Annotated in this window: 21 protein-coding genes; 16 read left to right on the top strand and 5 right to left on the bottom strand. The window is 65.1% G+C overall.

Features of this window, described 5'->3' with window-relative positions:
• Window positions 1-60: 60 nt before the first annotated feature.
• Window positions 61-954, bottom strand: a complete 894-nt coding sequence (locus SO140_RS19860) for a substrate-binding domain-containing protein (protein WP_498542958.1) — start codon at window positions 952-954, stop codon at window positions 61-63.
• 87 nt (window positions 955-1041) lie between these two features.
• Between SO140_RS19860 and SO140_RS19855 the strand changes: the two genes are divergently transcribed.
• From SO140_RS19855 to SO140_RS19830, 6 genes are read left to right on the top strand one after another with little or no spacing between them, the layout of a single operon-like run.
• Entirely contained in the window at window positions 1042-1734 is a 693-nt protein-coding gene (locus SO140_RS19855; RefSeq protein ID WP_474802291.1) for an ABC transporter permease, read from the top strand.
• A gap of 2 nt (window positions 1735-1736) precedes the next feature.
• On the top strand, window positions 1737-2459 hold the full coding sequence (locus tag SO140_RS19850) for an ATP-binding cassette domain-containing protein (RefSeq protein ID WP_449380037.1): 723 nt from the start codon (window positions 1737-1739) through the stop codon (window positions 2457-2459).
• A gap of 14 nt (window positions 2460-2473) precedes the next feature.
• Entirely contained in the window at window positions 2474-3307 is an 834-nt protein-coding gene (locus tag SO140_RS19845; RefSeq protein WP_449380038.1) for an ABC transporter substrate-binding protein, read from the top strand.
• A gap of 56 nt (window positions 3308-3363) precedes the next feature.
• Entirely contained in the window at window positions 3364-4470 is a 1107-nt protein-coding gene (locus SO140_RS19840) for a molybdopterin-binding protein (protein WP_498540210.1), read from the top strand.
• 13 nt (window positions 4471-4483) lie between these two features.
• Window positions 4484-6433: a molybdopterin biosynthesis protein gene (locus SO140_RS19835; RefSeq protein ID WP_498540209.1), complete on the top strand. Its 1950-nt coding sequence runs from the start codon at window positions 4484-4486 to the stop codon at window positions 6431-6433.
• A 50-nt stretch (window positions 6434-6483) separates the two neighbouring features.
• Window positions 6484-7614 carry an FAD-dependent monooxygenase gene (locus tag SO140_RS19830; RefSeq protein ID WP_449380041.1) on the top strand — a complete coding sequence of 377 codons (1131 nt, stop codon included), beginning with the start codon at window positions 6484-6486 and terminating at the stop codon, window positions 7612-7614.
• A gap of 67 nt (window positions 7615-7681) precedes the next feature.
• Here the strand turns inward: SO140_RS19830 and mobA are convergent, their stop codons facing one another.
• Together mobA and fdhD are read right to left on the bottom strand one after the other, a co-directional pair.
• Entirely contained in the window at window positions 7682-8365 is a 684-nt protein-coding gene (mobA, locus tag SO140_RS19825) for a molybdenum cofactor guanylyltransferase MobA (protein ID WP_474802298.1), read from the bottom strand.
• Window positions 8310-9200 carry a formate dehydrogenase accessory sulfurtransferase FdhD gene (gene fdhD, locus SO140_RS19820; protein WP_474802300.1) on the bottom strand — a complete coding sequence of 297 codons (891 nt, stop codon included), beginning with the start codon at window positions 9198-9200 and terminating at the stop codon, window positions 8310-8312. Before fdhD ends, mobA begins: the two co-directional genes overlap by 56 nt.
• Window positions 9201-9332: 132 nt before the next feature.
• Between fdhD and mobB the strand changes: the two genes are divergently transcribed.
• The 8 genes from mobB to ybaK all read left to right on the top strand — a co-directional run bounded on the left by mobB (window position 9333) and on the right by ybaK (window position 19171).
• Complete coding sequence (gene mobB / locus SO140_RS19815) at window positions 9333-9860, top strand: molybdopterin-guanine dinucleotide biosynthesis protein B (RefSeq protein WP_449380044.1); 528 nt, start codon at window positions 9333-9335, stop codon at window positions 9858-9860.
• A 9-nt stretch (window positions 9861-9869) separates the two neighbouring features.
• The gene (locus SO140_RS19810; protein WP_498542957.1) at window positions 9870-11126 is read left to right on the top strand and encodes a molybdopterin molybdotransferase MoeA; all 1257 of its coding nucleotides are present in this window, start codon (window positions 9870-9872) and stop codon (window positions 11124-11126) included.
• A 45-nt stretch (window positions 11127-11171) separates the two neighbouring features.
• The gene (locus SO140_RS19805; RefSeq protein WP_449380046.1) at window positions 11172-11435 is read left to right on the top strand and encodes a sulfurtransferase TusA family protein; all 264 of its coding nucleotides are present in this window, start codon (window positions 11172-11174) and stop codon (window positions 11433-11435) included.
• Window positions 11436-11750: 315 nt separating this feature from the next.
• Entirely contained in the window at window positions 11751-13403 is a 1653-nt protein-coding gene (locus SO140_RS19800; RefSeq protein ID WP_449380047.1) for an OFA family MFS transporter, read from the top strand.
• A gap of 92 nt (window positions 13404-13495) precedes the next feature.
• A complete protein-coding gene (locus tag SO140_RS19795; protein WP_498540208.1) occupies window positions 13496-13780 on the top strand; it encodes a hypothetical protein in 285 nt (94 codons plus the stop codon).
• 166 nt (window positions 13781-13946) lie between these two features.
• Window positions 13947-15650, top strand: coding sequence for an NADH-ubiquinone oxidoreductase-F iron-sulfur binding region domain-containing protein (locus SO140_RS19790; RefSeq protein ID WP_474802307.1), 1704 nt, complete (start codon window positions 13947-13949; stop codon window positions 15648-15650).
• On the top strand, window positions 15647-18412 hold the full coding sequence (fdhF, locus tag SO140_RS19785) for a formate dehydrogenase subunit alpha (RefSeq protein WP_474802309.1): 2766 nt from the start codon (window positions 15647-15649) through the stop codon (window positions 18410-18412). The genes SO140_RS19790 and fdhF overlap by 4 nt, the downstream gene beginning before the upstream one ends.
• A gap of 285 nt (window positions 18413-18697) precedes the next feature.
• Window positions 18698-19171: a Cys-tRNA(Pro) deacylase gene (gene ybaK / locus SO140_RS19780; RefSeq protein ID WP_449380051.1), complete on the top strand. Its 474-nt coding sequence runs from the start codon at window positions 18698-18700 to the stop codon at window positions 19169-19171.
• Between the two features lie 30 nt (window positions 19172-19201).
• Here ybaK and SO140_RS19775 read toward each other — a convergent pair whose 3' ends face one another.
• On the bottom strand, window positions 19202-19438 hold the full coding sequence (locus tag SO140_RS19775; protein WP_449380052.1) for a hypothetical protein: 237 nt from the start codon (window positions 19436-19438) through the stop codon (window positions 19202-19204).
• Window positions 19439-19558: 120 nt separating this feature from the next.
• On the bottom strand, window positions 19559-20239 hold the full coding sequence (locus SO140_RS19770) for a GntR family transcriptional regulator (protein WP_449380053.1): 681 nt from the start codon (window positions 20237-20239) through the stop codon (window positions 19559-19561).
• 143 nt (window positions 20240-20382) lie between these two features.
• Between SO140_RS19770 and tcuA the strand changes: the two genes are divergently transcribed.
• The gene (tcuA, locus tag SO140_RS19765) at window positions 20383-21774 is read left to right on the top strand and encodes an FAD-dependent tricarballylate dehydrogenase TcuA (RefSeq protein WP_474802312.1); all 1392 of its coding nucleotides are present in this window, start codon (window positions 20383-20385) and stop codon (window positions 21772-21774) included.
• On the top strand, window positions 21761-22861 hold the full coding sequence (gene tcuB / locus SO140_RS19760; RefSeq protein ID WP_474802314.1) for a tricarballylate utilization 4Fe-4S protein TcuB: 1101 nt from the start codon (window positions 21761-21763) through the stop codon (window positions 22859-22861). Before tcuA ends, tcuB begins: the two co-directional genes overlap by 14 nt.
• The last annotated feature ends 38 nt before the right edge of the window (window positions 22862-22899 follow it).

The following is a 22899-nucleotide window of genomic DNA, read 5'->3' as shown; positions in this document are numbered from 1 at the left end:
GGGTATGGCCCGGCTAATTGGTTTCTTTTGCAACTATTTTGGGCTGGGCGTCAACGCTGGTCAGGCGGCGAAGCGGATCTGACCGGCAGGTGAGGGATCGTAGCCGGTCAACTCCTCAGCATGCTGGCGCAGCTTCTTTTCGTTGAGGAACCGGATCAGCGCCTGCATCGGCGGACGGAAATAGCTGCGCTGCCGCATCGCGAGATCAAAGTTTTCCCAGAGCAGCGGGACGAAATCGAGTCCGGCCGACTTGGCCGCCCCGCGCGTTGCGACGCCGCAATCGGCATGGCCGGCGCGGATCGTGGCGGCGAGGTCGGGCCCGGTGAGGCTCGGCGCATCCAGCCGGCGCAGATCCCGAAACGAGGCGCCGGCGCGCTTGAGCAGCACGTCGAGCAGCATCTGCGCGCCTGCGCCCTCTTGTCGCAGCGCCATCCTGGCCCCGAGCGCGAGCACGTCCGGCAGGCTGCGCAACCCCTTCGGGTTGCCCGGCGGCACCAGGAGCCCCTGCTCGCGGCGCACCAGGCCGACCAGCACCGCATCATGTAGGTCCGGCGCAGTGCGCAGGGCCGCGGCATTGGCGTCGTTGGCGAGATAATTCGAGCTGTCGAGGCTGTGAAAATGCAGCGCCGCCGCCATCACCTCGTCGCGCTGCAACCGTTCCAGCCCGCGTGCCGTGCCTTCGTTGAGCGAAGCGAGCCCGGAGCCGGATTCCCGCAGGCTCCATTCCAGCAGGCTGTCCTGACTGCCGCCGACGATCGGGGCCGCCTCGGTGGCCAGCATGCCGGCCGGACGCGCCAGGCCCGATAGCACCCATAAATCGAGTTCATGGCGCGGGAACAACCACTTCCCCGTAACCTTGCTACAGGGGATCGCCCCGCTGGTAACGAGTTCATAGAGCTTGCGCTCCCCTAGGCGGAGGTAGTCCGCCGCCTCACTCGTCGTCAGAAATTCCATTATGCATTCCTATGCATATCTTTGTTTACTTTTTGGCATTTGACGCAGACCGGAATTTTTGCAGTTCAATGTCATACTATGGGAACCATGCCCGATCATCTCAGTGCTTTGCAACTCATCCTCAGCGGCGACCCTGTGCTGCTGGCGATCGTACGGCTTTCACTTGGTGTGAGCCTTGCGGCGGTCGCCCTGGCGTCAGCAATCGGTATGCCGCTCGGCGCGTTGCTGGCGCTGACCCACTTCCCGGGGCGCGCGGTGCTGGTCGTGCTGCTCAACGCCATGATGGGCCTGCCGCCGGTCGTGGTCGGGCTTGCCCTCTATCTGCTGCTGTCGCGCGCGGGACCGCTCGGCGATCTCGGCATCCTCTTTACGCCGACGGCGATGGTGATCGCGCAGACCGTGCTGATCGTACCGATCATCGCCGCGCTGACCCGGCAGACGGTGGAAGACCTCTGGATCGAGTATCGCGATGAACTCCGCGCCATGAATGTCGGCGCGGTCGGCCGCATGAAGACGCTGTTGTGGGACGCGCGCTTCAGCCTGCTCACGGCGCTGCTGGCCGGCTTCGGCCGCGCTGCGGCGGAGGTCGGCGCGGTCATGATCGTCGGTGGCAACATCGACGGCTTTACCCGCACCATGACCACCACCGTGGCGCTCGAGACATCCAAGGGCAATCTGCCGCTGGCCATGGGCCTCGGTGCGTTGCTGGTCCTCATCGTGCTCGCCATCAACGCGGCGGCCTGGGGTACGCGCGTGTGGTCACAACGGGTGACAGGGTGACCATGCACGGGCCGATCAGCGATCTTCCTGTGGTGCTCGAGGACGTCTCACTACAGAGAGGCGCGTCGGCGATCCTCGATCGCATCAGCCTCACGATCACGCCGGGTGCGCCGACGCTGCTGATCGGCCCCAACGGCTCCGGCAAGACCAGCCTTCTGCGGCTGTGCATGGGACTTGTGGCGCCGACGGGTGGCCGCATCAGTTGGGGTGGCCGCAGCGCTCCGGCGCCGACGCGCCGCGCCTTCGTGTTCCAGCGCCCCGTGATGTTGCGGCGCACGGCGGCGGCCAACGTCACCTACGCCCTGGCGCAGGCCGGCGCGCCTCACGCGCGCCGGACGATGCGCGCGGCGGCGCTGCTGGAGCGGGTTGGCCTTGCCGAGCTCGCGCACCGTCCGGCACGGCTCCTCTCCGGCGGCGAGCAGCAGCGGCTCGCGCTGGCTCGGGCGCTCGCGCGCGACCCCGAGCTTCTGCTGCTGGACGAGCCGACTGCCAATCTCGATCCCGCCGCGACGCGCGCGGTGGAAGAGATCGTCACGAGCGCGGCGCAATCCGGCATCAAGATCGTGATGGCCTCGCACGATCTCGGCCAGGTGCGGCGGCTTGCGGGCGAGGTGGTCTTCCTAGCCCGCGGGACGCTGTGCGAGCGCGCGCGGGCGAGCGAATTCCTGGACCATCCGTCGACGCCGGAAGCGCAGGCCTTCCTGCGCGGCGATCTCGTGATTTGAAGTGGAGTTTTCCGATGGCATCTCGCCGCCCGTTCCTTGCGCTCGCGATGCTGCTGGGCATCGCCCTGGTCGGTTCGACTTCGTTGGCCGAGGATCGCTCGATCGTCGTGGCCTCGACGACTTCGACGCAGGACTCCGGCCTGTTCGGCTACCTCCTGCCGATCTTCAAGGCCAAGACCGGCATCGACGTGAAGGTGATCGCGCAAGGCACCGGGCAGGCGCTCGACACCGCACGCCGCGGCGATGCCGATGTCGTATTCGTGCATGCAAAGCCGCAGGAGGAGAGGTTCGTCGCCGACGGATTTGGCGTGAAGCGTTTTGACGTGATGTACAACGACTTCGTGCTGATCGGGCCGAAGAGCGATCCCGCCGGCGTCAAGGGCAAGGACATCGCGACCGCGCTGAAGGCGATCGAGGCGAAGGGCGCGCCGTTCGTCTCGCGCGGCGACCGCTCCGGTACCCATGCCGCCGAGCTTGCGCTTTGGATCATCGCGGGCATCGATGTCGCGAGCACCAAGGGTGCCTGGTATCGCGAGATCGGGCAGGGTATGGGCGCGGCGCTCAACACCGCGAGTGCGATGAATGCCTATGTGCTCTCCGATCGCGGCACCTGGATTGCGTTCAAGAACCGCGGCGACCTCGACATTGTCGTCGAGGGCGACAAGCGGCTGTTCAACCAATATGGCGTGATGCTGGTGAATCCGGAGAAGTATCCGTCGGTGAAAAAAGAGCTAGGGCAGACCTTCATCGACTGGCTGATCTCGCCGGACGGCCAGGCCGCAATCGCCGGCTACAAGATCGACGGGCAGCAACTGTTCTTTCCGGATGCCGCCAGGAAACCCGACTAGCAAGTAGCCGGAATAGGCGAGTTGCCAAACCGAGCGCTGCGTGGTCCACGTGAGGGATGACCCAGCGCCTGCCGCCGTCGCTTACACCGCTCGATTTCGCCCTCGCTGCGCTGCTGCACGGCGTTGAGCCGGTGGCGCCGGTCGATTTGCCGCTCGCCGAGGTGCTCGGCTGCGTCGCGGCCGGAATGCCGTCGCTCGGTACCCATCCGCCTCATGATCTCGCTGCCACGGACGGCTGGGCGTTGCGCGCCAGCGATCTCGTCGGCGCGTCCTCGTACTCGCCGCTGCCTTTGACCGCGCCTTCGATTTGGGTCGGGGCCGGCGACACGATGCCCGAGGGATGCGACTGCGTGCTCGATGCCGACGCGCTCGACACTGTGGGGCCGATCGGCCAGGTGCTCGCGGAAGGCTTGCCGGGGCAGGGCGTGCGGCGCGCGGGCAGCGACATCGCCGCCGGCAGCTCGATCGTCGCGGAGGGCATGCCTGTTCGCACCGGCGATCTGCTGCTGGCGCGAGCGGCAGCACTGGAGACGTTGAGCGTGCGACGTCCGCGGCTGCACGTGGTCAACACGCCTGGTGGCAAGACCGCTGCGCAGCTTGTTGTGGACTTGGCGCGAGCCGCGGGTGCCGAAGTGACGGTGGCAGACGCAATTGGCCGTGATGCGGCGTCGATTGCGAACGCTCTCGACCTCGCGGCCTGCGATCTGTTGCTGACCGTCGGGGGCACCGGCGTCGGCCGCAAGGATGCTGCCGTCACCGCGCTAGCCGATTGCGGCGAGGTCCTGGCCCACGGCATTGCGATGCAGCCGGGACGAACGGCGGCGATCGGAAAGCTGAAATCAGTTCCGGTCGTCGCGCTGCCGGGCTCGCCGGATCAGGCATTTGCGATATGGCTCGCGCTGGTTCGTCCGGCGCTGGATCATCTGTCGGTGCGGGCCTCGCGCAAATCCGCCACCTTGCCGCTCGCCCGCAAGATTGCATCGAGCGTCGGGATGGCAGAGATCGCGTTGCTGGGCGAGGAACAAGGTGCCTGGCTGCCGCTTGCGATCGGTGAGTTGTCCTTGCAGGCGATCGCCCGCGCTGATGCATGGCTGCTCGTTCCCGGCAACAGTGAAGGCTTTGCGGCGGGCGCGCCGGTCGGTGCCTATCTGATGCGGGAATGATATGGGTTCCGGCATGAACAAGATTCCGCAACCGACCGACCGCCGTTCGGTCGACCAGGAGCAGTTCCTCAAGATCCTCTCCCGCGAGGAGGCGCTGGCGCGGTTTGAAGCCGCGTTGTTCCCCCGCGCGCTGCCGAGCGAGGTGCGCACGCTTGCGGCTGCGCTTGGAAGTGCGCTCGCCGAAGACGTCTTTGCGCCGATCGACGTGCCGCCCTTCGACCGCTCCAACGTCGACGGGTTTGCCGTCCGCTCCGCAGACCTCGCCGCTGCGAGCGAGGCCGCGCCCCTGCCTCTTGTCCTGAATGGCGAGATCATCGCCTGCGGTACCGCGCCAGCCCTTCAGGTCGCCTCCGGCACGGCGACGGCAATTGCAACCGGCGGGCCGCTGCCGCGTGGCGCCGATGCGGTGGTCATGGTCGAGCATACCCAGCCGGCAGGGACGGGCGCGATCGAGGTCCGCCGCGCAGCTTCGCCGGGCCAGTTCGTGTCCTATGCCGGCTCGGACATCGCGCGCGGCGAAGCTCTGCTGCGCAGTGGCACGATCATCGGCTCGCGCGAGATCGGCATGTTGGCCGCCTGCGGCATCGCCGAGGTCAAGGTCGTCCGCAAGCCGCGGGTTGCGGTCGTATCGACCGGCGACGAGCTGGTACAGCCCGGCGAGCCGCTCGCACCCGCAGCGATCTACGACACCAATGGCGCGATCGTCGCGGCGGCGATCGACGAGAACGGCGGCGCGGCGCATTTCGTCGGCGCCATTCCGGATGACGAGGCCAGGCTCGAGGCCGCGATGCGCAAGGCGCTGGCGGAGGCCGACATGCTGGTACTGTCGGGCGGCACGTCGAAAGGCGCGGGCGATGTGTCCCATCGCATCATTGAACGCCTCGGCCAGCCCGGCATCATCGCTCACGGTGTAGCGCTGAAGCCCGGCAAGCCGCTGTGCCTTGCCGTCTGCGACGGCAAGCCGGTCGTGATCCTGCCGGGCTTTCCGACCTCCGCGATGTTCACTTTCCACGATATGATCGTGCCGGTGCTGCGGCAGATGGCGGGCCTGCCGCCGCGTGCGGATGCCAAAGTGAGTGCGAAGGTGCCAGTGCGGATCGCCTCCGAGCTCGGTCGCACCGAGTTCGTGATGGTGTCGCTGGTCGATGGCAAGGAGGGACTGATCGCTTACCCCTCCGGAAAAGGCTCCGGCGCGATCACCTCCTTCGCGCAGGCCGACGGTTTCCTCCGCATCGATGCACTCGCCGACCAGATGTCGGCCGGCACCTCGGCCGAGGTGACGCTGTTCACGCCGCATGTGCGCGTGCCTGATCTCGTCATCATCGGCAGTCATTGCACCGGGCTCGATCTCGTCACCGCGCCGCTCGCGCGCGCTGGCCTCTCCGTGCGCTCGATTGCGGTGGGCAGCCTCGGCGGATTGGCGGCGGCGCGGCGCGGCGAGTGTGATCTGGCGCCGATCCATCTGTTCGACGACAAGACCGAGACCTACAACACGCCCTATCTTGCCGACGGGCTCGAGCTGGTGCCCGGCTGGCGGCGCATGCAGGGCATCGTGTTCCGTCAGGGCGACAAGCGCTTTGAAGGCCTGAGCGCAAAGGACGCTGTCGCTGCCGCGCTGGCCGATCCCGCCTGCATCATGGTCAATCGCAACCAGGGCGCTGGCACGCGCATCCTCATCGACCGCCTGCTCATTGGCGCGCGGCCGGAAGGCTATTGGAATCAGCCGCGCTCGCACAATGCGGTGGCTGCCGCGGTGGCGCAGCGTCGCGCCGACTGGGGCATGACCATCGCGCCGGTCGCCCATGCGTCCGGCCTCGGTTTCATTCCACTTGCAGAAGAGCATTATGATTTCGCGCTGGTGAGCATGCGCAAGCAGCGCCCGGCGGTGCAGGCTTTTCTGCATGCGCTTGCCTCGGACGAAAGTCGTGCGGCGCTGGCGCGGGCCGGTTTCCGGCCGGCGTGAAGCCTAGCCACGCGGCGATCGAGCCGCGCGACGACAGGGGTGGGGACGCGATGGCAAAGCCGCTTTCGGTTGCGATCGTCGGTGCCGGCATGGGCGGATTTGCCACCGCCGCTGCGCTGCGGCGCGTCGGCATCGACGTCATGGTCTACGAGCAGGCGTCGCAATTTGCCCGGATTGGCGCCGGCATCCAGGTCGGCTGCAATGCGATGAAGGTGTTGCGCGAACTCGGGCTCGAGATGCGGATGCGCGATCACGCCTTCTATCCGCGCTCCTGGAACAACCGCGACTGGCGGAGCGGCGACGTCAAGTTCGACATGATCTTCGGCGAGAGCGCCGAGCAGAGATTTGGCGCGCCCTATCTGCTTGCGCATCGCGGCGATCTGCATGCGGCGCTCGCGAGCGTCGTTCCCTCGGAATACGTTAGGCTCAATCACAAGCTCGTCGGGCTCGATGAGACCGGCGACGGCGTCCGGCTCACCTTCGCCAACGGCGCAAGCGCCATCGCCGATGCCGTGGTCGGCGCGGACGGCGTGCATTCGCTCGTGCGCGACATCCTGTTCGACTCCGCGCCGGTCAGGTTCACCGGCCGCATCGCCTATCGCACCACCTATCCGGCCGCGCTGCTCGGCGGCGAAGAGATCGACGACTGCACCAAATGGTGGGGCGAGGATCGTCACATCGTCATCTATTACGTCAAACCGGACCGCAGCGAGGTCTATCTCGTCACCAGCCAGCCGGAGCCGGACTTTCGCATCGAGTCCTGGTCGGCGAAGGGCGACGTGCGGGACTTGCGTGCATCATTCGAAGGCTTTCATCCGCAGGTCGCGCGGGTGCTCGCCGCATGTCCTGACGTGCACAAATGGGCGATCATGGACCGCGACGCGCTCGAGTGCTGGTCGGACGGCAAGGTGACGCTGCTCGGTGACGCCTGCCATCCGATGACGCCCTATATGGCGCAGGGCGCGGCGATGGCGATCGAGGATGCCGCCGTGCTGTCGCGCTGCCTCGATGGCGTCGAGCGGGAGGGCGTGGCAAACGCGTTTCGCCGCTTCGAGGCGACCCGCAAAGAACGGACCACGCGAGTGCAGGAGACCTCGCGCGCCAACATTTGGCTGAAGGAGCGAACTGATCCGGCCTGGGTCTATGGTTACGACGCCTGGACGGTGCGGCTTGCGGCATGAGCCGTTTACTCGCGCAGGCGTTCGCTCTCCTCTGCCTCGGCGAGCGCGCTCTGCGCGGCTCTCAACTTTATTGAGCTGAGCGCTCGTCCAGTGCGGCCAGCCGCTCGGCTTCCGCGATATCCTCAATCGTGTTCGCATTGAAGAAGGGATCGAGCGGTTGAACCGACCATGTCACGGTGGCGAGCGCGTAGCGCGCGGTCCAGCGGTCGATCTTCCTGATATCTTCGACGACGAGGGCCTGGCGCAATTCGTCGCGCAAAGCGACGCGCCACAATCCGATCACCGGATGTGACTGTTCGCCGGAAGCGGCAACGGCGAGCTGTGCATTCTCTGCCGCACGCGCAGCCTGCAACCGTGCGACGAGATCGCGCGGCAGGAACGGGCAGTCGCCGGCAGCGCTCAGTACCCATTCGATGCCAGGCCGGTTCGCCGCGGTCCAATCGAGTGCGGCGAGAATGCCGGCGAGCGGTCCGGGATAGCCCGGTACGTCATCGCCGACGACGGTCAATCCGAATGTTGAAAAGCGCGAGGGCTCGCCATTGGCGTTGAGGATCAGCCCGTCACATTGCGGCTTCAGGCGCGCGATCACGCGCTCCAGGATGGTGCGGCCGCTGATGGTGCGCATCGGCTTGTCGCCGCCGCCCATGCGCCGCGCCAGGCCACCTGCGAGCAGCACGCCCAAGGTCGGCGGAATCTCAGTCGTCACCACCTTCACCCTTGCGCTTGTGCTTGGCCGACTCCTCCTCGACATAAGCGAGGTTCTGGTCGTAGACGATGCGTTCCTTGCCCGCGAGCGCGATGAAGCGCTTGCCGCGCGTGCGCCCGATCAGCGTCAGCCCGACCTGGCGGGCAAGATCGACGCCCCAGGCCGTGAAGCCCGAGCGCGACACCAGGATAGGGATGCCCATCCGCACCGTCTTGATCACCATCTCCGAGGTGAGCCGTCCCGTGGTGTAGAGGATCTTGTCGGAGGCCTCGACGCCGTGGCGGTACATCCAGCCCGCGATCTTGTCGACGGCGTTGTGGCGGCCGACATCCTCGGTGTAGCAGAGCGGCGTACCCTCCTTGCACAGCACGCACCCATGGATCGCACCGGCCTCGAGATAGAGCGAGGGCATGGTGTTGATGGTCTGCGTCATCTGATAGAGCCAGGAAGTGCGCAGCTCGGCCTTGGGCAGCGCCACGCTTTCCACCGCTTCGAGGAGGTCGCCGAACGCGGTGCCCTGGGCACAGCCCGAGGTCTGCGTGCGCTTCTTCAGCTTCGCTTCGAAATTGGTGTGATGTGAGGTGCGCACCACGACGACCTGGAGGTCGTCGTCATATTCCACCTCGGTGACGACGTCGCTGTATTTCAGCATGTTCTGGTTAAGGAGATAGCCGAGCGCCAGATACTCCGGATAATCGCCGATCGTCATCATGGTGACGATCTCCTGGGCGTTGAGATAGAGCGTCAGCGGTCGCTCCATCGGCACCTTGGTCTCGACCCTCGCGCCGGCCTGGTCGACGCCGACGACGCTCTGCGTCAGGCGCGGATCGTCCGGGTTCGGGACGATCAGGGGGACCGGGGCTTTGTCGATCTTCATCATGGGCACGACGTTAGCATGACATTCTGCTCAGGCCGATATAAGCATGTGAGCGAATGAAGAAAATGCCTCCGCTCGCAATGACGGAGATGGTGGTTCCAGCCGCGTGAGGCGACTGGCGGAGATCGCGTTGTGATGAAAATCATCGGCCTTGCGGGATGGAGCGGAGCGGGCAAGACCACGCTGTTGACGCGGCTGATTCCGCATTTCAACGCGCAAGGGCTGCGCGTCTCGGTGATCAAGCATGCCCATCATCATTTCGACGTCGACGTGCCCGGCAAGGATTCCTGGCGCCATCGCGAGGCCGGTGCGGCCGAGGTGCTGGTGTCCTCGGCAAATCGCTGGGCTCTGATGCATGAGCTGCGGGGGGCAGCCGAGCCGCGGCTGCCGGAACTGCTCGCAAAGCTGTCGGCGGTCGACCTCGTCGTGGTCGAGGGTTTCAAGCGCGAGCCGCATCGCAAGATCGAGGTGCACCGCGCTGCCAACGGCAAGCAGCTACTGTTTCCCGACGATCCCGGCATTGTCGGGATTGCGACCGACGTTGCGGTTGAAACCAGGCTGCCGACAGTCCATCTCGATGATATCCCGGCCGTGGCCGCGCTGCTCTTGCGCTGCGCGATGACGGCCGACGAGGCGATGGCGAAGAGCGCGCTCGTGCGCTGACGAGGCATCATGGCGCAACTATCCGACGATTGCTTTGCCTTTGGTGGGCCGATGATGTCGGTCGACGATGCGGTCGGCCTGATCGCGGCCCGCGTGAATGCGATCGCCGACATCGAGACGGTGGCGCTGGTCGATGCCGACGGACGGGTGCTCGCGCACGACATCGCCGCGCCGCTGCCGCTGCCACCCTTCACCAACTCCGCGGTCGACGGCTATGCCGTGCGCAATGCGGACCTGCCGCAAGCGAACGAAGAAGCGTTTCCGCTCGACAGCCGTATCGCGGCCGGCAGTGCCGCCGATCATCCGATCAAGCCCGGTCATACCGCACGCATCTTCACGGGCGCGCCGATGCCGCCGGGGGCCGAGACCGTCTTCATGCAGGAGGACGTGCGCGTCGAAGAGAGCGGCAAGATCGTGCTACCGCCGGGGCTAAACCCCGGCGCAAATGTCCGGCCCGCCGGCGAGGATATTCCGCAAGGGTACGTTGCCTTGCGCGCCGGCCAGCGCTTGCGGCCACAACATGTCGCGCTCGCCGCCGCCTTCGGCCAGACCGCGCTCGATGTCATCAGGTGCATTCGCGTCGCGGTGTTCTCGACCGGCGACGAATTGGCCTCGCCCGGCGCGCCGCGCGCGGCCTCGCAACTCTTCGACTCCAACCGTTTCATGCTGATGGCGATGCTGCGCCGGCTGGGCTGCGAGGTTTCTGATCTCGGCATTTTGCGGGACGAGAAAGCCTCGCTCGCGGATGGTTTGAAGCAGGTCGCAGGCCAGCATGACCTGATCCTCACCACCGGCGGTGTGTCGACCGGCGAGAAGGATCACGTCAAGGCCGCGGTCGAGAGTATCGGCACGCTGGTGCTGTGGCGGATGGCGATCAAGCCGGGCCGACCGGTCGCCATGGGCATCATCGGCGGCACGCCGCTGATCGGCTTGCCCGGCAATCCCGTCGCTAGCTTCGTCACCTTCGTCCACGTGGTGCGGCCGACGGTGCTGGCGCTCGCCGGGGGCCTGCCGGAGCCGTTGCTTCCGATTCCGGTGCGCGCGGCGTTCACTTACAAGAAGAAGGAGGGCCGCCGCGAATATGTCCGGGTCTCCTTGCGCAAGGCCGAGGATGGTGCGCTCGAGGCGATCAAGTTTCCACGCGAGGGCGCCGGGCTGTTGTCATCGTTGGTCGAGACCGATGGGCTGGTCGAGCTCGGCGAAGCGATCACGCAGGTCGAGCCCGGACAGGGCATTGGATTTCTGTCCTATGCGGACCTGATCTGAGCATCGCGCATTGACGCTCCCGACCCGCCTCGCCATGGTGCTGCCATGACCAGAACGACTCTCGATCTCACCGGGCTGAAATGCCCGTTGCCGGCTTTGAAGACGCGCAAGGCGCTGAAGCCGTTGCGGGCAGGGGACCAGCTCGAAGTCTATTGCACCGATCCCCTGTCGGTGATCGACATTCCAAATCTGATCCGGGAAACCGGCGACAAGGTCGAAATCACCGAGCGCAACGATGCGCGCATCGTCTTCTTGATAGAGAAGACCAATGCATCGATTGAAATCATCAATGGTGCGCCGCGTTCTTAGGGCCGTCACCTCGTGGATACCGACCATTTGTCTATCGACATCGATCTGCGCTTCTGTCCCAATCGGTTTCATCTGTGGGACGCGGAGGTTGACTCGTGCCCGCAATGCGCGGAACAAGCTGGTCGAAGCCACGTCGCGTGGTGTCGGGCATAGACGCCGACCCAGGGGGTTAGACTTCTCGAATATGCGTCGTGATCCTGGCGCGTGTCGAAACATTGTGCGGAGCAGCAGGGACGGCTGCGCCGCGACGGGCTGAGCGACAAGGATCGTAGCAGCAGGTTTGCTCAGAAGGGCGGCCTGCAGGGGAGGATTTGTATGGCTACAGTTGAAAGCGCTGGAAGACTGTCAGGCGCTGGCGCGGGATTTCTCGATCGCGAGCGCACGATCGCCACGGCCGGCTTCAATCGCTGGCTGGTGCCGCCGGCAGCACTTTGCATCCATCTGTGCATCGGCATGGCCTACGGCTTCTCGGTGTTCTGGCTGCCGCTATCGCGCGCGATCGGGCTGACCGCGCCCAAGGCATGCCCAGACATTTCATTGTGGCAGGAGCTCTTCACCACCACTTGCGACTGGAAGGTCGCAAGCCTGGGGTGGATGTACACGCTGTTCTTCGTCGTGCTCGGCGTCTCGGCCGCGCTATGGGGTGGTTGGCTCGAGCGGGTCGGGCCGCGCAAGGCCGGCTTCGTTGCAGCGCTGTGCTGGTGCGGCGGCCTCGTGCTTGGCGCCATCGGCATCTATGTCCATCAGCTCTGGATCATGTGGCTCGGCTCCGGCGTGATCGGCGGCGTCGGCCTCGGCCTTGGCTACATCTCACCGGTCTCGACGCTGGTGAAATGGTTCCCCGACCGCCGCGGCATGGCGACCGGCATGGCCATCATGGGCTTTGGTGGCGGCGCCATGATCGGCGCGCCGCTGGCCAACTGGCTGATGGATCAGTTCAAGTCGCCGACCTCGGTCGGCGTCTGGGAAACCTTCCTCAGCATGGGCGCGATCTATTTCGTCTTCATGATGATCGGCGCGTTCCGCTATCGCCTGCCGCCGACGGGCTGGAAGCCCGAAGGCTGGACACCGCCGAGCGAGAAGAAGACGATGATCTCCGAGCATCACGTCCATCTCGACAACGCGCACAAGACGCCCCAGTTCTGGCTGATCTGGTGGGTGTTGTGCTTGAACGTCTCGGCCGGCATTGGCGTGATCGGCATGGCTTCGCCGATGCTGCAGGAAATCTTCGCCGGCAAGCTGATCGGCCTGCCGGACGTCGGCTTCAACGCGCTCAATCCGGCGCAGAAGGCGCAGATCGCGGCGATCGCCGCCGGCTTTGCCGGCCTGTTGTCGCTGTTCAACATCGGCGGCCGCTTCTTCTGGGCCTCGCTGTCGGACTATATCGGCCGCAAGAACACCTACTACACGTTCTTCATCCTCGGCATCGTGCTGTACGCGTTGGCGCCGACATTTGCCGCAACTGGCAACAAACTGCTCTTCGTGCTCGGCTTCGGCATCATCCTGTCGATGTATGGCGGCGGCTTCGCGACGGTGCCGGCCTATCTCGCAGACATGTTCGGCACCCAGTTCGTGGGCGCGATCCATGGCCGTCTGCTGACGGCCTGGTCGACCGCCGGCATCATTGGTCCGGTGGTCGTGAACTACCTGCGCGAATTCCAGCTCGCCGCCGGCGTGCCGCGCGATCAGCTCTATAACTCCACCATGTACATCCTGTGCGCGATGCTGATCGCGGGCCTGATCTGCAACTACCTGGTCAAGCCGGTCGATCCGAAGTGGTACATGAGCGAGGGGGAAGTGGCGAAGCTCCAGGCTGCAACGGCCGGTGTCAACGCGGGGCAGACCGGTTCGTTCGGGATCGGCACCGGTGGTCTCGACGGCAAGGCCGCGCTGTTCTGGCTGTTCGTCGGTGTTCCCTTAGCCTATGGCGTGTACATGACGCTGCTTAGCGCGGTCAAAATCTTCTGATCGCAATCGACACCGCCGCGGGATGCCCATGACAGGCATTCCGCGGCGTTCGCCTTTCCGAATGATCATGATTGGGACTTGAGGGGGATTTCATGCTTCGCACCCGTATCTGCCTTGCCGCCGCGCTGCTGGCCGTAGGGCTTCATACTGCCTCGGCGCAGACCGCGACGTCGCCCGCGACACCCGCGCCGGCCACAACGGCCGACGCCAAACCGCCGGGGAAGGTCAAGCTCACCATGCAGAAGCTGAAGCAGATGAAGGCCACCTGGGCGGCCAACAAGCCTAAGCTCAAGGCGTGTCGGGCCGAGGTCAAGGCCAAGGGTCTTATCGGCGATGACCGATGGTTCTACATTCAGGACTGCATGAGCAAGACCTGAGGCCAGGAGCTCACAGTATGCAACTAAAAGGGGGCATGGAGCTTGGGCTACGTGCCCCTTAAATGTTTGTAGGACCTGACTAATCGGGATCAACTATTTGCTTGGCATCTGGTATGCCAATGGGTTAGTTTGGAGCCGTTCTAAAAGTAGGGACCAAGACGCAGCGATGAGCCACGACGTGCAGCAGGTCCGCTCGTTCGAGCATCCGGGCGAGGGACGGAAGCGAGCCAAGGCCACGCCCAAGGGGCGGCAGGTCGACCCGATCGCCGCCCATGAGATCGAGCAATTGCTCGGCGACAGGTCGCGCCGGCGCGATCTGCTCATCGAATATCTCCATCTGGTCCAGGACAAGTATCGCCAGATCTCGGCCGCGCATCTCGCAGCGCTTGCCGACGAGATGAAACTCGCCTTCGCCGAGGTGTTCGAGACCGCGACCTTCTACGCACATTTCGACGTCGTGAAGGAGGGCGAGCCCGACATTGCCCCGCTCACCATCCGCGTCTGCGATTCTCTGACCTGCGCAATGATGGGCGGCGAAAAGCTGCTCGAAGACCTCCAGAGCGCGAGCGGTCCCGGCATCCGCGTCGTGCGCGCACCCTGTGTCGGCCGCTGCGACACCGCGCCTGCGGCCGAGGTCGGCCACAACTTCGTCGACAACGCCACGGTCGGAAATGTGCTGGCGGCAGCGAAGGCCGGCGACACACATGCGCATCTGCCGAAATATATCGACTACGACACCTATGTCGCCGCCGGCGGCTACAGGCTGCTCAATCGCCTGCGCTCCGGTGAGCTGCCGAAGGAAGATCTGCTGAAGGCGCTCGACGACGCCGCGCTGCGCGGCCTTGGCGGCGCGGGCTTTCCGACGGGACGCAAATGGCGCGCGGTGTTAGGGGAGCCGGGTCCGCGGCTGATGGCGATCAACGGCGACGAGGGCGAGCCCGGTACGTTCAAGGATCGCTATTATCTCGAGACCGACCCGCATCGCTTCATCGAGGGCATGCTGATCGGTGCGCGCGTGGTCGAGGCGTCCGACGTTTACGTCTATCTCCGTGACGAATATCCCGCCTGCCGCGAGATTCTCGAGCGCGAGATCGCAAAGCTCCCCGCGGGCGGCCCGACGCTGCATATGCGGCGTGGCGCCGGCGCCTATATCTGCGGCGAGGAATCCTCGCTGCTCGAAAGCATCGAGGGCAAGCGCGGTCTGCCGCGGCACAAGCCGCCTTATCCGTTTCAGGTCGGTCTGTTCGGCCTGCCCACGCTGATCAACAACATCGAAACGTTGTGGTGGGTGCGCGACATCGTCGAGAAGGGTGCCGATTGGTGGAACAGCCACGGCCGCCATGAGCGCCATGGCCTGCGCAGCTTCTCGGTCTCGGGCCGCGTCAAGAATCCCGGCATGAAGCTCGCGCCCGCTGGGATCACCGTGCGCGAGCTGATCGACGAACATTGCGGCGGCATGGCCGACGGCCACACCTTCTATGCTTATCTTCCGGGCGGCGCGTCCGGTGGCATTCTGCCGGCATCGATGGATGACATTCCGCTCGATTTCGGCACGCTTGAAAAATACGGCTGCTTCATAGGCTCTGCCGCGATCGTGATCCTGTCGCAGAAGGACAGCGTCAGGTCCGCGGCGCTGAACCTGATGAAATTCTTCGAGGACGAGAGTTGCGGCCAGTGCACGCCGTGCCGTGTCGGAACCCAGAAGGCGGCGCTCTTGATGCAGCGGCCGATCTGGAACCGCGCGCTGCTGGACGAATTGAGCCAAGCGATGCGCGATGCCTCGATTTGCGGGCTCGGACAGGCGGCATCGAATCCGCTCACAACCGTGATCAAATATTTCCCTGACGAGTTCAAGGAAGCGGCCGAATGACGAAGATTACGTTCGAGCTCGATGGCAAGCAGGTGGAAGCCAAACCCGGCGAGACCATCTGGCAAGTCGCAAAACGCCAGGGCCGCGACATCCCGCATCTCTGCTATTCACCGGCGCCAGACTATCGGCCCGATGGCAATTGCCGCGCCTGCATGGTCGAGATCGAAGGCGAGCGCGTGCTTGCGGCGTCCTGCAAGCGCACGCCGTCGGTCGGCATGAAGGTGAAGACCGAGAGCGCCCGCGCGGTCGCGGCGCAGAAGATGGTGATGGAGCTGCTCGTCGCCGACCAGCCGGCGCGCGAGACCTCGCACGATCCCGACTCCAAATTCTGGCACTGGGCTGAGACCACCGGCGTCACCGAGAGCCGCTTCCCCGCCGCCGAGCGCTGGGAGACCGACGCCAGCCATCCGGCGATGCGCGTCAATCTCGATGCCTGCATCCAGTGTGGCCTGTGCGTGCGCGCCTGCCGCGAGGTGCAGGTCAACGACGTCATCGGCATGGCCTACCGCAATGCAGGCGCCAAGATCGTGTTCGACTTCGACGATCCCATGGGCGAGTCCACCTGTGTGGCCTGCGGCGAATGCGTGCAGGCCTGCCCGACCGGCGCTCTGATGCCCGCCGTGATGCTGGACGAGAACCAGACCCGCGTCACATATGCCGACAGGAAGGTCGATTCGCTCTGCCCGTTCTGCGGCGTCGGCTGCCAGGTGACCTACGAGGTCAAGGACGAGAAGGTGATCTACGCCGAGGGTCGCGACGGCCCCGCCAATCACAACCGCCTTTGCGTCAAGGGCCGCTTCGGCTTCGACTACATCCATCATCCGCATCGTCTGACAAAGCCGCTGGTGCGGCTGCCGAACGCGAAAAAGGACGCCAACGACCAGGTTGACCCCGCCAATCCCTTTACTCATTTCCGCGAAGCCTCGTGGGAGGAAGCGCTCGACATCGCGGCCAAGGGCCTCGTCAAAATCCGCGACGAGAAGGGTGTGAAGGCGCTTGCAGGCTTCGGCTCGGCCAAGGGGTCGAACGAGGAGGCCTATCTGTTCCAGAAGCTGGTACGCACTGGCTTCGGCTCTAACAACGTCGATCATTGCACGCGGTTGTGCCACGCCTCGTCGGTGGCGGCGCTGTTCGAAGGCCTGAGCTCGGGCGCCGTGTCTGCGCCCTTCGCGGCCGCGATGGATGCGGAAGTCATCTGGGTGATCGGCGCCAATCCGACCGTGAACCACCCCGTCGCGGCGACCTACATCAAGAACGCGGCCAAGCAGGGCGCAAAGCTGTTCGTCATGGATCCGCGTCGGCAGTCGTTGTCGCGTCACGCCACCAAGCATTTGCAGTTCAAGCCGGGTGCCGACGTTGCGATGTTGAATGCGATGATCAACACGATCATCACCGAGGGCCTGACCGACGACCAGTACATTGCCGGTTACACCGAGGGCTTTGAGGACCTGAAGGAGAAGATCAAGGAATTCACGCCGGAGAAGATGGCGCCGATCTGCGGCATCCCGGCGCAAACGCTGCGCGAGGTCGCCAGAACCTATGCCCGTGCAAAGTCGTCGATCATCTTCTGGGGCATGGGCATCAGCCAGCATGTCCACGGCACCGACAATGCGCGCTGCCTGATTGCGCTCGCGCTGATCACCGGCCAGGTCGGCCGTCCCGGCACGGGCCTGCATCCGCTGCGGGGCCAGAACAACGTCCAGGGTGCCTCCGACGCCGGCTTGATCCCGATGTTCCTGCCCGACTATCAGCCGGTTGGCCACGACGACATGCGCGGCAATTTCGAGAAGCTGTGGGGACAAGACCTCGATCCCGTGCGCGGTCTGACCGTGGTCGAGATCATGAACGCGATCCACGCCGGCGAGATCAAGGGCATGTATATCGAGGGCGAGAATCCCGCGATGTCAGATCCCGATCTCCAGCATGCGCGCGAAGCGCTCGCCATGCTCGGCCACCTCGTGGTGCAGGATCTCTTCGTCACCGAGACCGCGTTCCATGCCGACGTCATTTTGCCGGCTTCGGCGTTTGCGGAGAAGGATGGCTCTTTCACCAACACCGATCGCCGCGTGCAGCTCGCGCGCCAGGTGATCAAGCCGCCGGGCGATGCGCGGCAGGATCTCTGGATCATCCAGGAGATCGGCAAGCGGATGGGCTTGCCGTGGAATTACTCCGGCCCCGGCGACGTCTATACCGAGATGGCGGAGCTGATGCCGTCACTGAAGAACATCAGCTGGGAGCGGCTGGTGCGCGAAGGCGCCGTGACTTATCCAGCCGACGATCCGAACAAACCGGGCAACGAGATCATCTTCACCACCGGCTTCCCGACCGCAAGCGGTCGCGGCAAGATCGTGCCGGCCAAAGTCATCCCGCCGGACGAGTTGCCGGACGACGAGTATCCGATGGTGCTGTCGACCGGCCGCGTGCTCGAACACTGGCACACGGGCTCGATGACGCGTCGCGCTCAGGTACTCGACCAGATCGAGCCGGAAGCGGTGGCCTTCATGTCGCCGAAGGACATGCGCAAGAAGAAACTCGCGCCCGGCGATTTCATTCGCCTGGAGACCCGTCGCGGCGCGGTCGAGGTCAAGGTGCGCTCCGACCGCGACGTGCCGGAGAACATGGTGTTCATGCCGTTCTGCTACGCGGAAGCGGCGGCGAACCTTCTCACCAATCCGGCGCTCGATCCCTTCGGCAAGATCCCCGAGTTCAAGTTCTGCGCCGCGCGTGCCGAACGCGTCGAGATGCGCGACGCGGCGGAGTAGGTGGCCCCGTCGTCGTCACCGCGACAAGCGCTCGCCACATGAACCGCTGTCATGCCCCGCGGAAGCGGGGCATCCAGTACGCCGCGGCTTGTCCGTATCTCGTCACGGTCTCTGGAATACTGGATCGCCCGCCCTCGCGGGCGATGACGTCGAGGATGTGGTCTGCGCATAACACAATCGCGTCATTGCGAGCGCAGCGAAGCAATCCAGAAATCAACCCGGCAGTGGCAGTCTGGATTGCTTCGTCGCTTCGCTCCTCGCAATCACGGTGGTAGATGATAGTGCATGTCCAAAGCCACCCCTGCCACACGCGCGCTTACTGCCGCCTCCGTATCCTTCACCGTGCACGCCTATGACTACGATCCGGACGCCGAGAGCATCGGGCTTCAGGCTGCTGCCGCGCTTGGTGAAGATCCTGCGCGGGTGCTGAAGACGCTGATGGCGATTGTCGACGGCAAGCCGGTTTGCGTCGTCGTTCCTTCCGACCGGGAAGTCTCGATGAAGAAGCTCGCGGCGGCTGCGGGCGGCAAGTCGGCTCAGATGATGAAGCCGCTCGAGGCCGAGCGCGTCACCGGCTTCAAGGTCGGCGGCATCAGCCCATTCGGGCAACGGCGCGCGGTGACGACCATCATCGACGAGGGCGCGCTCGGGCACGACCTCGTCTACGTCAATGGCGGCCAGCGCGGCTTGCAGGTGCGGCTCAGCCCGCGCGATGTGCGCGATGTCTTGAAGGCCATGGCTGCGGATGTGCTCGCCTGATCAGCGCGAGACCAAATTGGAAGCTGCCGATCATCCGAGCCATACGAACGGGAATGTCCCATCCGATGGGTCGGAAGGTCGCGGCGCCCGAATGTACGGCGCAGGCGTCTCGCGGGTCCGATAGGCATGTACGGCTGGCCGCGTCGGCGCAACGCGCGCGCCATCGATCGGACGGGCCGTTGCCGCACCGGGAGCGGCAAATGCAACGGTGCTGACCACGAGCGCTGTCAGTACCAGGCCAGCGGCGTGCGTCTTGCGGGCAGTCATGGGAATTCTCCTTGCAGGCGTTCCAGCAGGCTCCGATAGCCTGCCGTTCATCCCTGAGATCGCGATGGCCGCGATCTCATTCCCACAAGGTTTCGTGATCGATCGCTCGCGGATGTTTCGCTATTGTTTCTGCAAGAGCTTCAGTCGGCACCGCAGCGCTTCGCGAATATGCGCGCGCGCCAGTTCTTCGGCCTTGTCGCCGTCGCGGGCGGCAATGGCATTGATGATGGCCTGATGCTCCCTGTGGCTCGTGGAGGGGCGGCCGGCGACGGAAAACGTGGTCGGGCCGAGCAGCGCGATCCAGTCCTGGAGCTCCTTCGATGCGTTGTCGAGATAGCGGTTGCGCGCGGCGCGGCACACCGCCTCGTGGAAAGTGCGGTTGAGTCTCGCCATCTCGGCGGCGTCGCCGGAATGTTCGGTAAAAGCCTGCTCGATATCGGTCATCGCGTCGATCTCGGGGCGCGAGGCGTGCTCGGCGGCGAGCCGGGCGGCGGCGCCCTCCAGGATCTCGCGCATGGCGTAGAGCTCGAGCACCTCGGAAACGTCGAGATTGCGGACGATCAGCCCACGGCCCGCGGCCGGCTGCACGAAGCCGCGCGCGGCGAGCCGCCCCAGCGCTTCGCGCACCGGCGTGCGGCTGACGTTGAGCCGCTGCGCGACCTCCTCCTCCCGCAAGCGGTCGCCGGCGCGGTAGCTGCCGGCCTGGAGCGCCTCGCACAGCGAGCGGAACACGGCTTCGCCCAATGCGACGCCGGAACCGCGATCGATCGATCCGCTTGTCTTTGCCTGGCGCCTGGCCATGCTCTCTCCGATCCCGGCGCATCGTTCCCATGCAAAGCGGAGCGTTGCGCGACGCTTGTATATCTTTGTATACAAACGTGCGCAATGGCGGTACCGTCGGACAACCATGGAATGGCTCCAGCTCTGGGGTCCTGGCAGGCGGCATGAGCAGAAAATACGACGTGCTGGTGATCGGTGGTGGTAATGCCGCGCTCTGCGCGGCAATTGCCGCGCGACGCGGCGGTGCCTCGGTCGTCGTGCTGGAAGGCGCGCCTAAATTCTATCGCGGCGGCAACACCCGCCACACCCGCAACATGCGCTGCGCGCATGACGCCGCGACCGAGATCCTGACAGGCCCGTACACCGAGGAGGAGTTCTGGAAGGACCTGCTGCTGGTGACCGGTGGACAGACGGACGAGGAGCTGGCGCGCCACATGATCCGGGAGTCGAAGGATATCCTGAACTGGATCGTGGAGCAGGGCGTGCGCTGGCAGCCCTCGCTCGGCGGCACGCTCAGCCTCGGGCGCACCAACTCCTTCTTCCTCGGCGGCGGCCGGGCGATGCTCAATGCGCTGTATCTGACCGCCGAACGGCTCGGCGTCGAGATCCATTATGATGCCGAGGTCACCGATCTCGTGATCGAGGACGGCATGTTCCTGGCCGCGCGTCTCAAGCGGCCGATCGATGGCGCAAACGAGATACGCGCGACCTCGCTGGTCGCCGCCGCCGGAGGCTTCGAGGCCAACATCGAATGGCTGAAGGAATATTGGGGCGAGGCCGCCGACAATTTCCTGATCCGCGGCACGCCCTATAATCGCGGCTCCGTCCTGAAGATGCTGCTTGCCAAGGGTGTCCAGGAGGTCGGCGATCCCACCCAGTGCCACGCCGTCGCGATCGATGCGCGGGCGCCGAAATTCGACGGTGGCATCATCACACGGCACGACTCCGTCGTGTTCGGCATCGTCGTCAACAAGCACGCGCAGCGCTTCTATGATGAGGGGGAGGACATCTGGCCGAAGCGCTACGCGATCTGGGGGCGTCTGGTCGCAGCGCAGCCGGACCAAATCGCCTACATCATCTTCGACTCGACTGTCGTCACGAGCTTCATGCCGACGCTGTTTCCGCCGATTGCGGGCGCGAGCGTTGCCGAGCTCGCCGGCAAGCTCGATCTCGATCCGCTCGCACTGGAAAAGACCGTCGCCGATTTCAACGCTGCGGTGCTATCAGGCACTTTCGACCACACCATCCTCGACGACTGTCGCACCGAGGGTGTCACGCCGCCGAAGACGCATTGGGCGCGGCGAATCGAGACGCCGCCCTATCTCGCCTATCCGGTGCGTCCCGGCATCACCTTCACCTATCTCGGCATCCGCGTCACCAAGGAGGCGCGTATGCTGATGAACGACGGCAAGCCATCGGCCAACATGTTCGCGGCCGGTGAAATCATGGCCGGCAATGTGCTGGGCAAGGGCTATGCCGCCGGTATGGGCATGACGATCGGCAGCGTGTTCGGGCGGATCGCAGGACGGGAAGCGGCGAAACATGCACGGAACTAGGATTCTTGACGAAGCCGACCGTCTGATGACGGTCTGCAATTCGTGCCGCTACTGCGAAGGCCTGTGCGCGGTATTTCCCGCGATGGAGATGCGCCGCGCGTTTTCCGATGGCGACCTCAATTATCTCGCCAATCTCTGTCATGCCTGCGGCGCCTGTTACGTGGATTGCCAGTTTTCGCCGCCGCACGAGTTCAACGTCAACGTCCCGCAGACGCTGGCGATAGCACGCGCGGAGTCCTATGCGGCCTATGCCTGGCCACGGGCGCTGTCTGGCGTGTTCGCACGCAACGGTCTCGTCATCAGCGTCATGGCTGCGCTCAGCATGGCCGCGTTCATCCTCGGCTTTGCCGCCGCGCACGACCGTGATGTGCTGTTCGGAGTCCATAGCGGTCCCGGCGCCTTCTACAAGCTGATGCCGCACAACGCGATGGCGGCACTATTCGGTGCCGCGTTCCTTTACGCGATCCTGGCGCTGGTGATGAGCGTTCGCGCGTTCTGGCGCGACATCGGCGCGCCGATCGGCGGCCGCGCGGATGGCGGCTCGATCTTCCAGGCGATCCGCGATGCCGGCGAGCTCCGCTATCTCCATGGCGGCGGCGTCGGCTGCTACAATGAGGACGATCGGCCGACCGACCGGCGCAAGCTCTACCATCACCTTACCTTCTACGGCTTTCTCTTGTGCTTCGCTGCGACATGCGTCGGCACGCTCTATCATTATCTGCTGGGACGCGAGGCGCCTTATCCGTGGTGGGATTTACCGGTCGTGCTCGGCACGCTTGGCGGCATCGGCCTCGTCGTCGGGCCGATCGGTTTGTTCATCGCCAGGATGCAGCGCGATTCCGCGTTGCTCGATGAAGGCCGCTACGGCATGGATGTCGGCTTCATCGCCATGCTGTGCTTGACCGGCATCACGGGCCTCGCGCTGCTCGCCTTGCGCGAGACCGCCGCGATGGGCCCGCTGCTCGCGCTGCATCTCGGCGCAGTGTTCGCGCTGTTCATCTCCATGCCCTATGGCAAGTTCGTGCATGGCATCTACCGCTTCACGGCCCTGGTGCGCTACGCGCAGGAGCGGCGGCAAGCCGGCTAGCCTGCCGACTACGCCATCTCGCGTCGTCGCCGTTCGCC

The organism is Bradyrhizobium sp. UFLA05-108, from assembly GCF_059803455.1.
The sequence above is the reverse complement of the archived record's forward strand: the minus strand, read 5'-3'. Positions and strand labels throughout refer to the sequence as shown.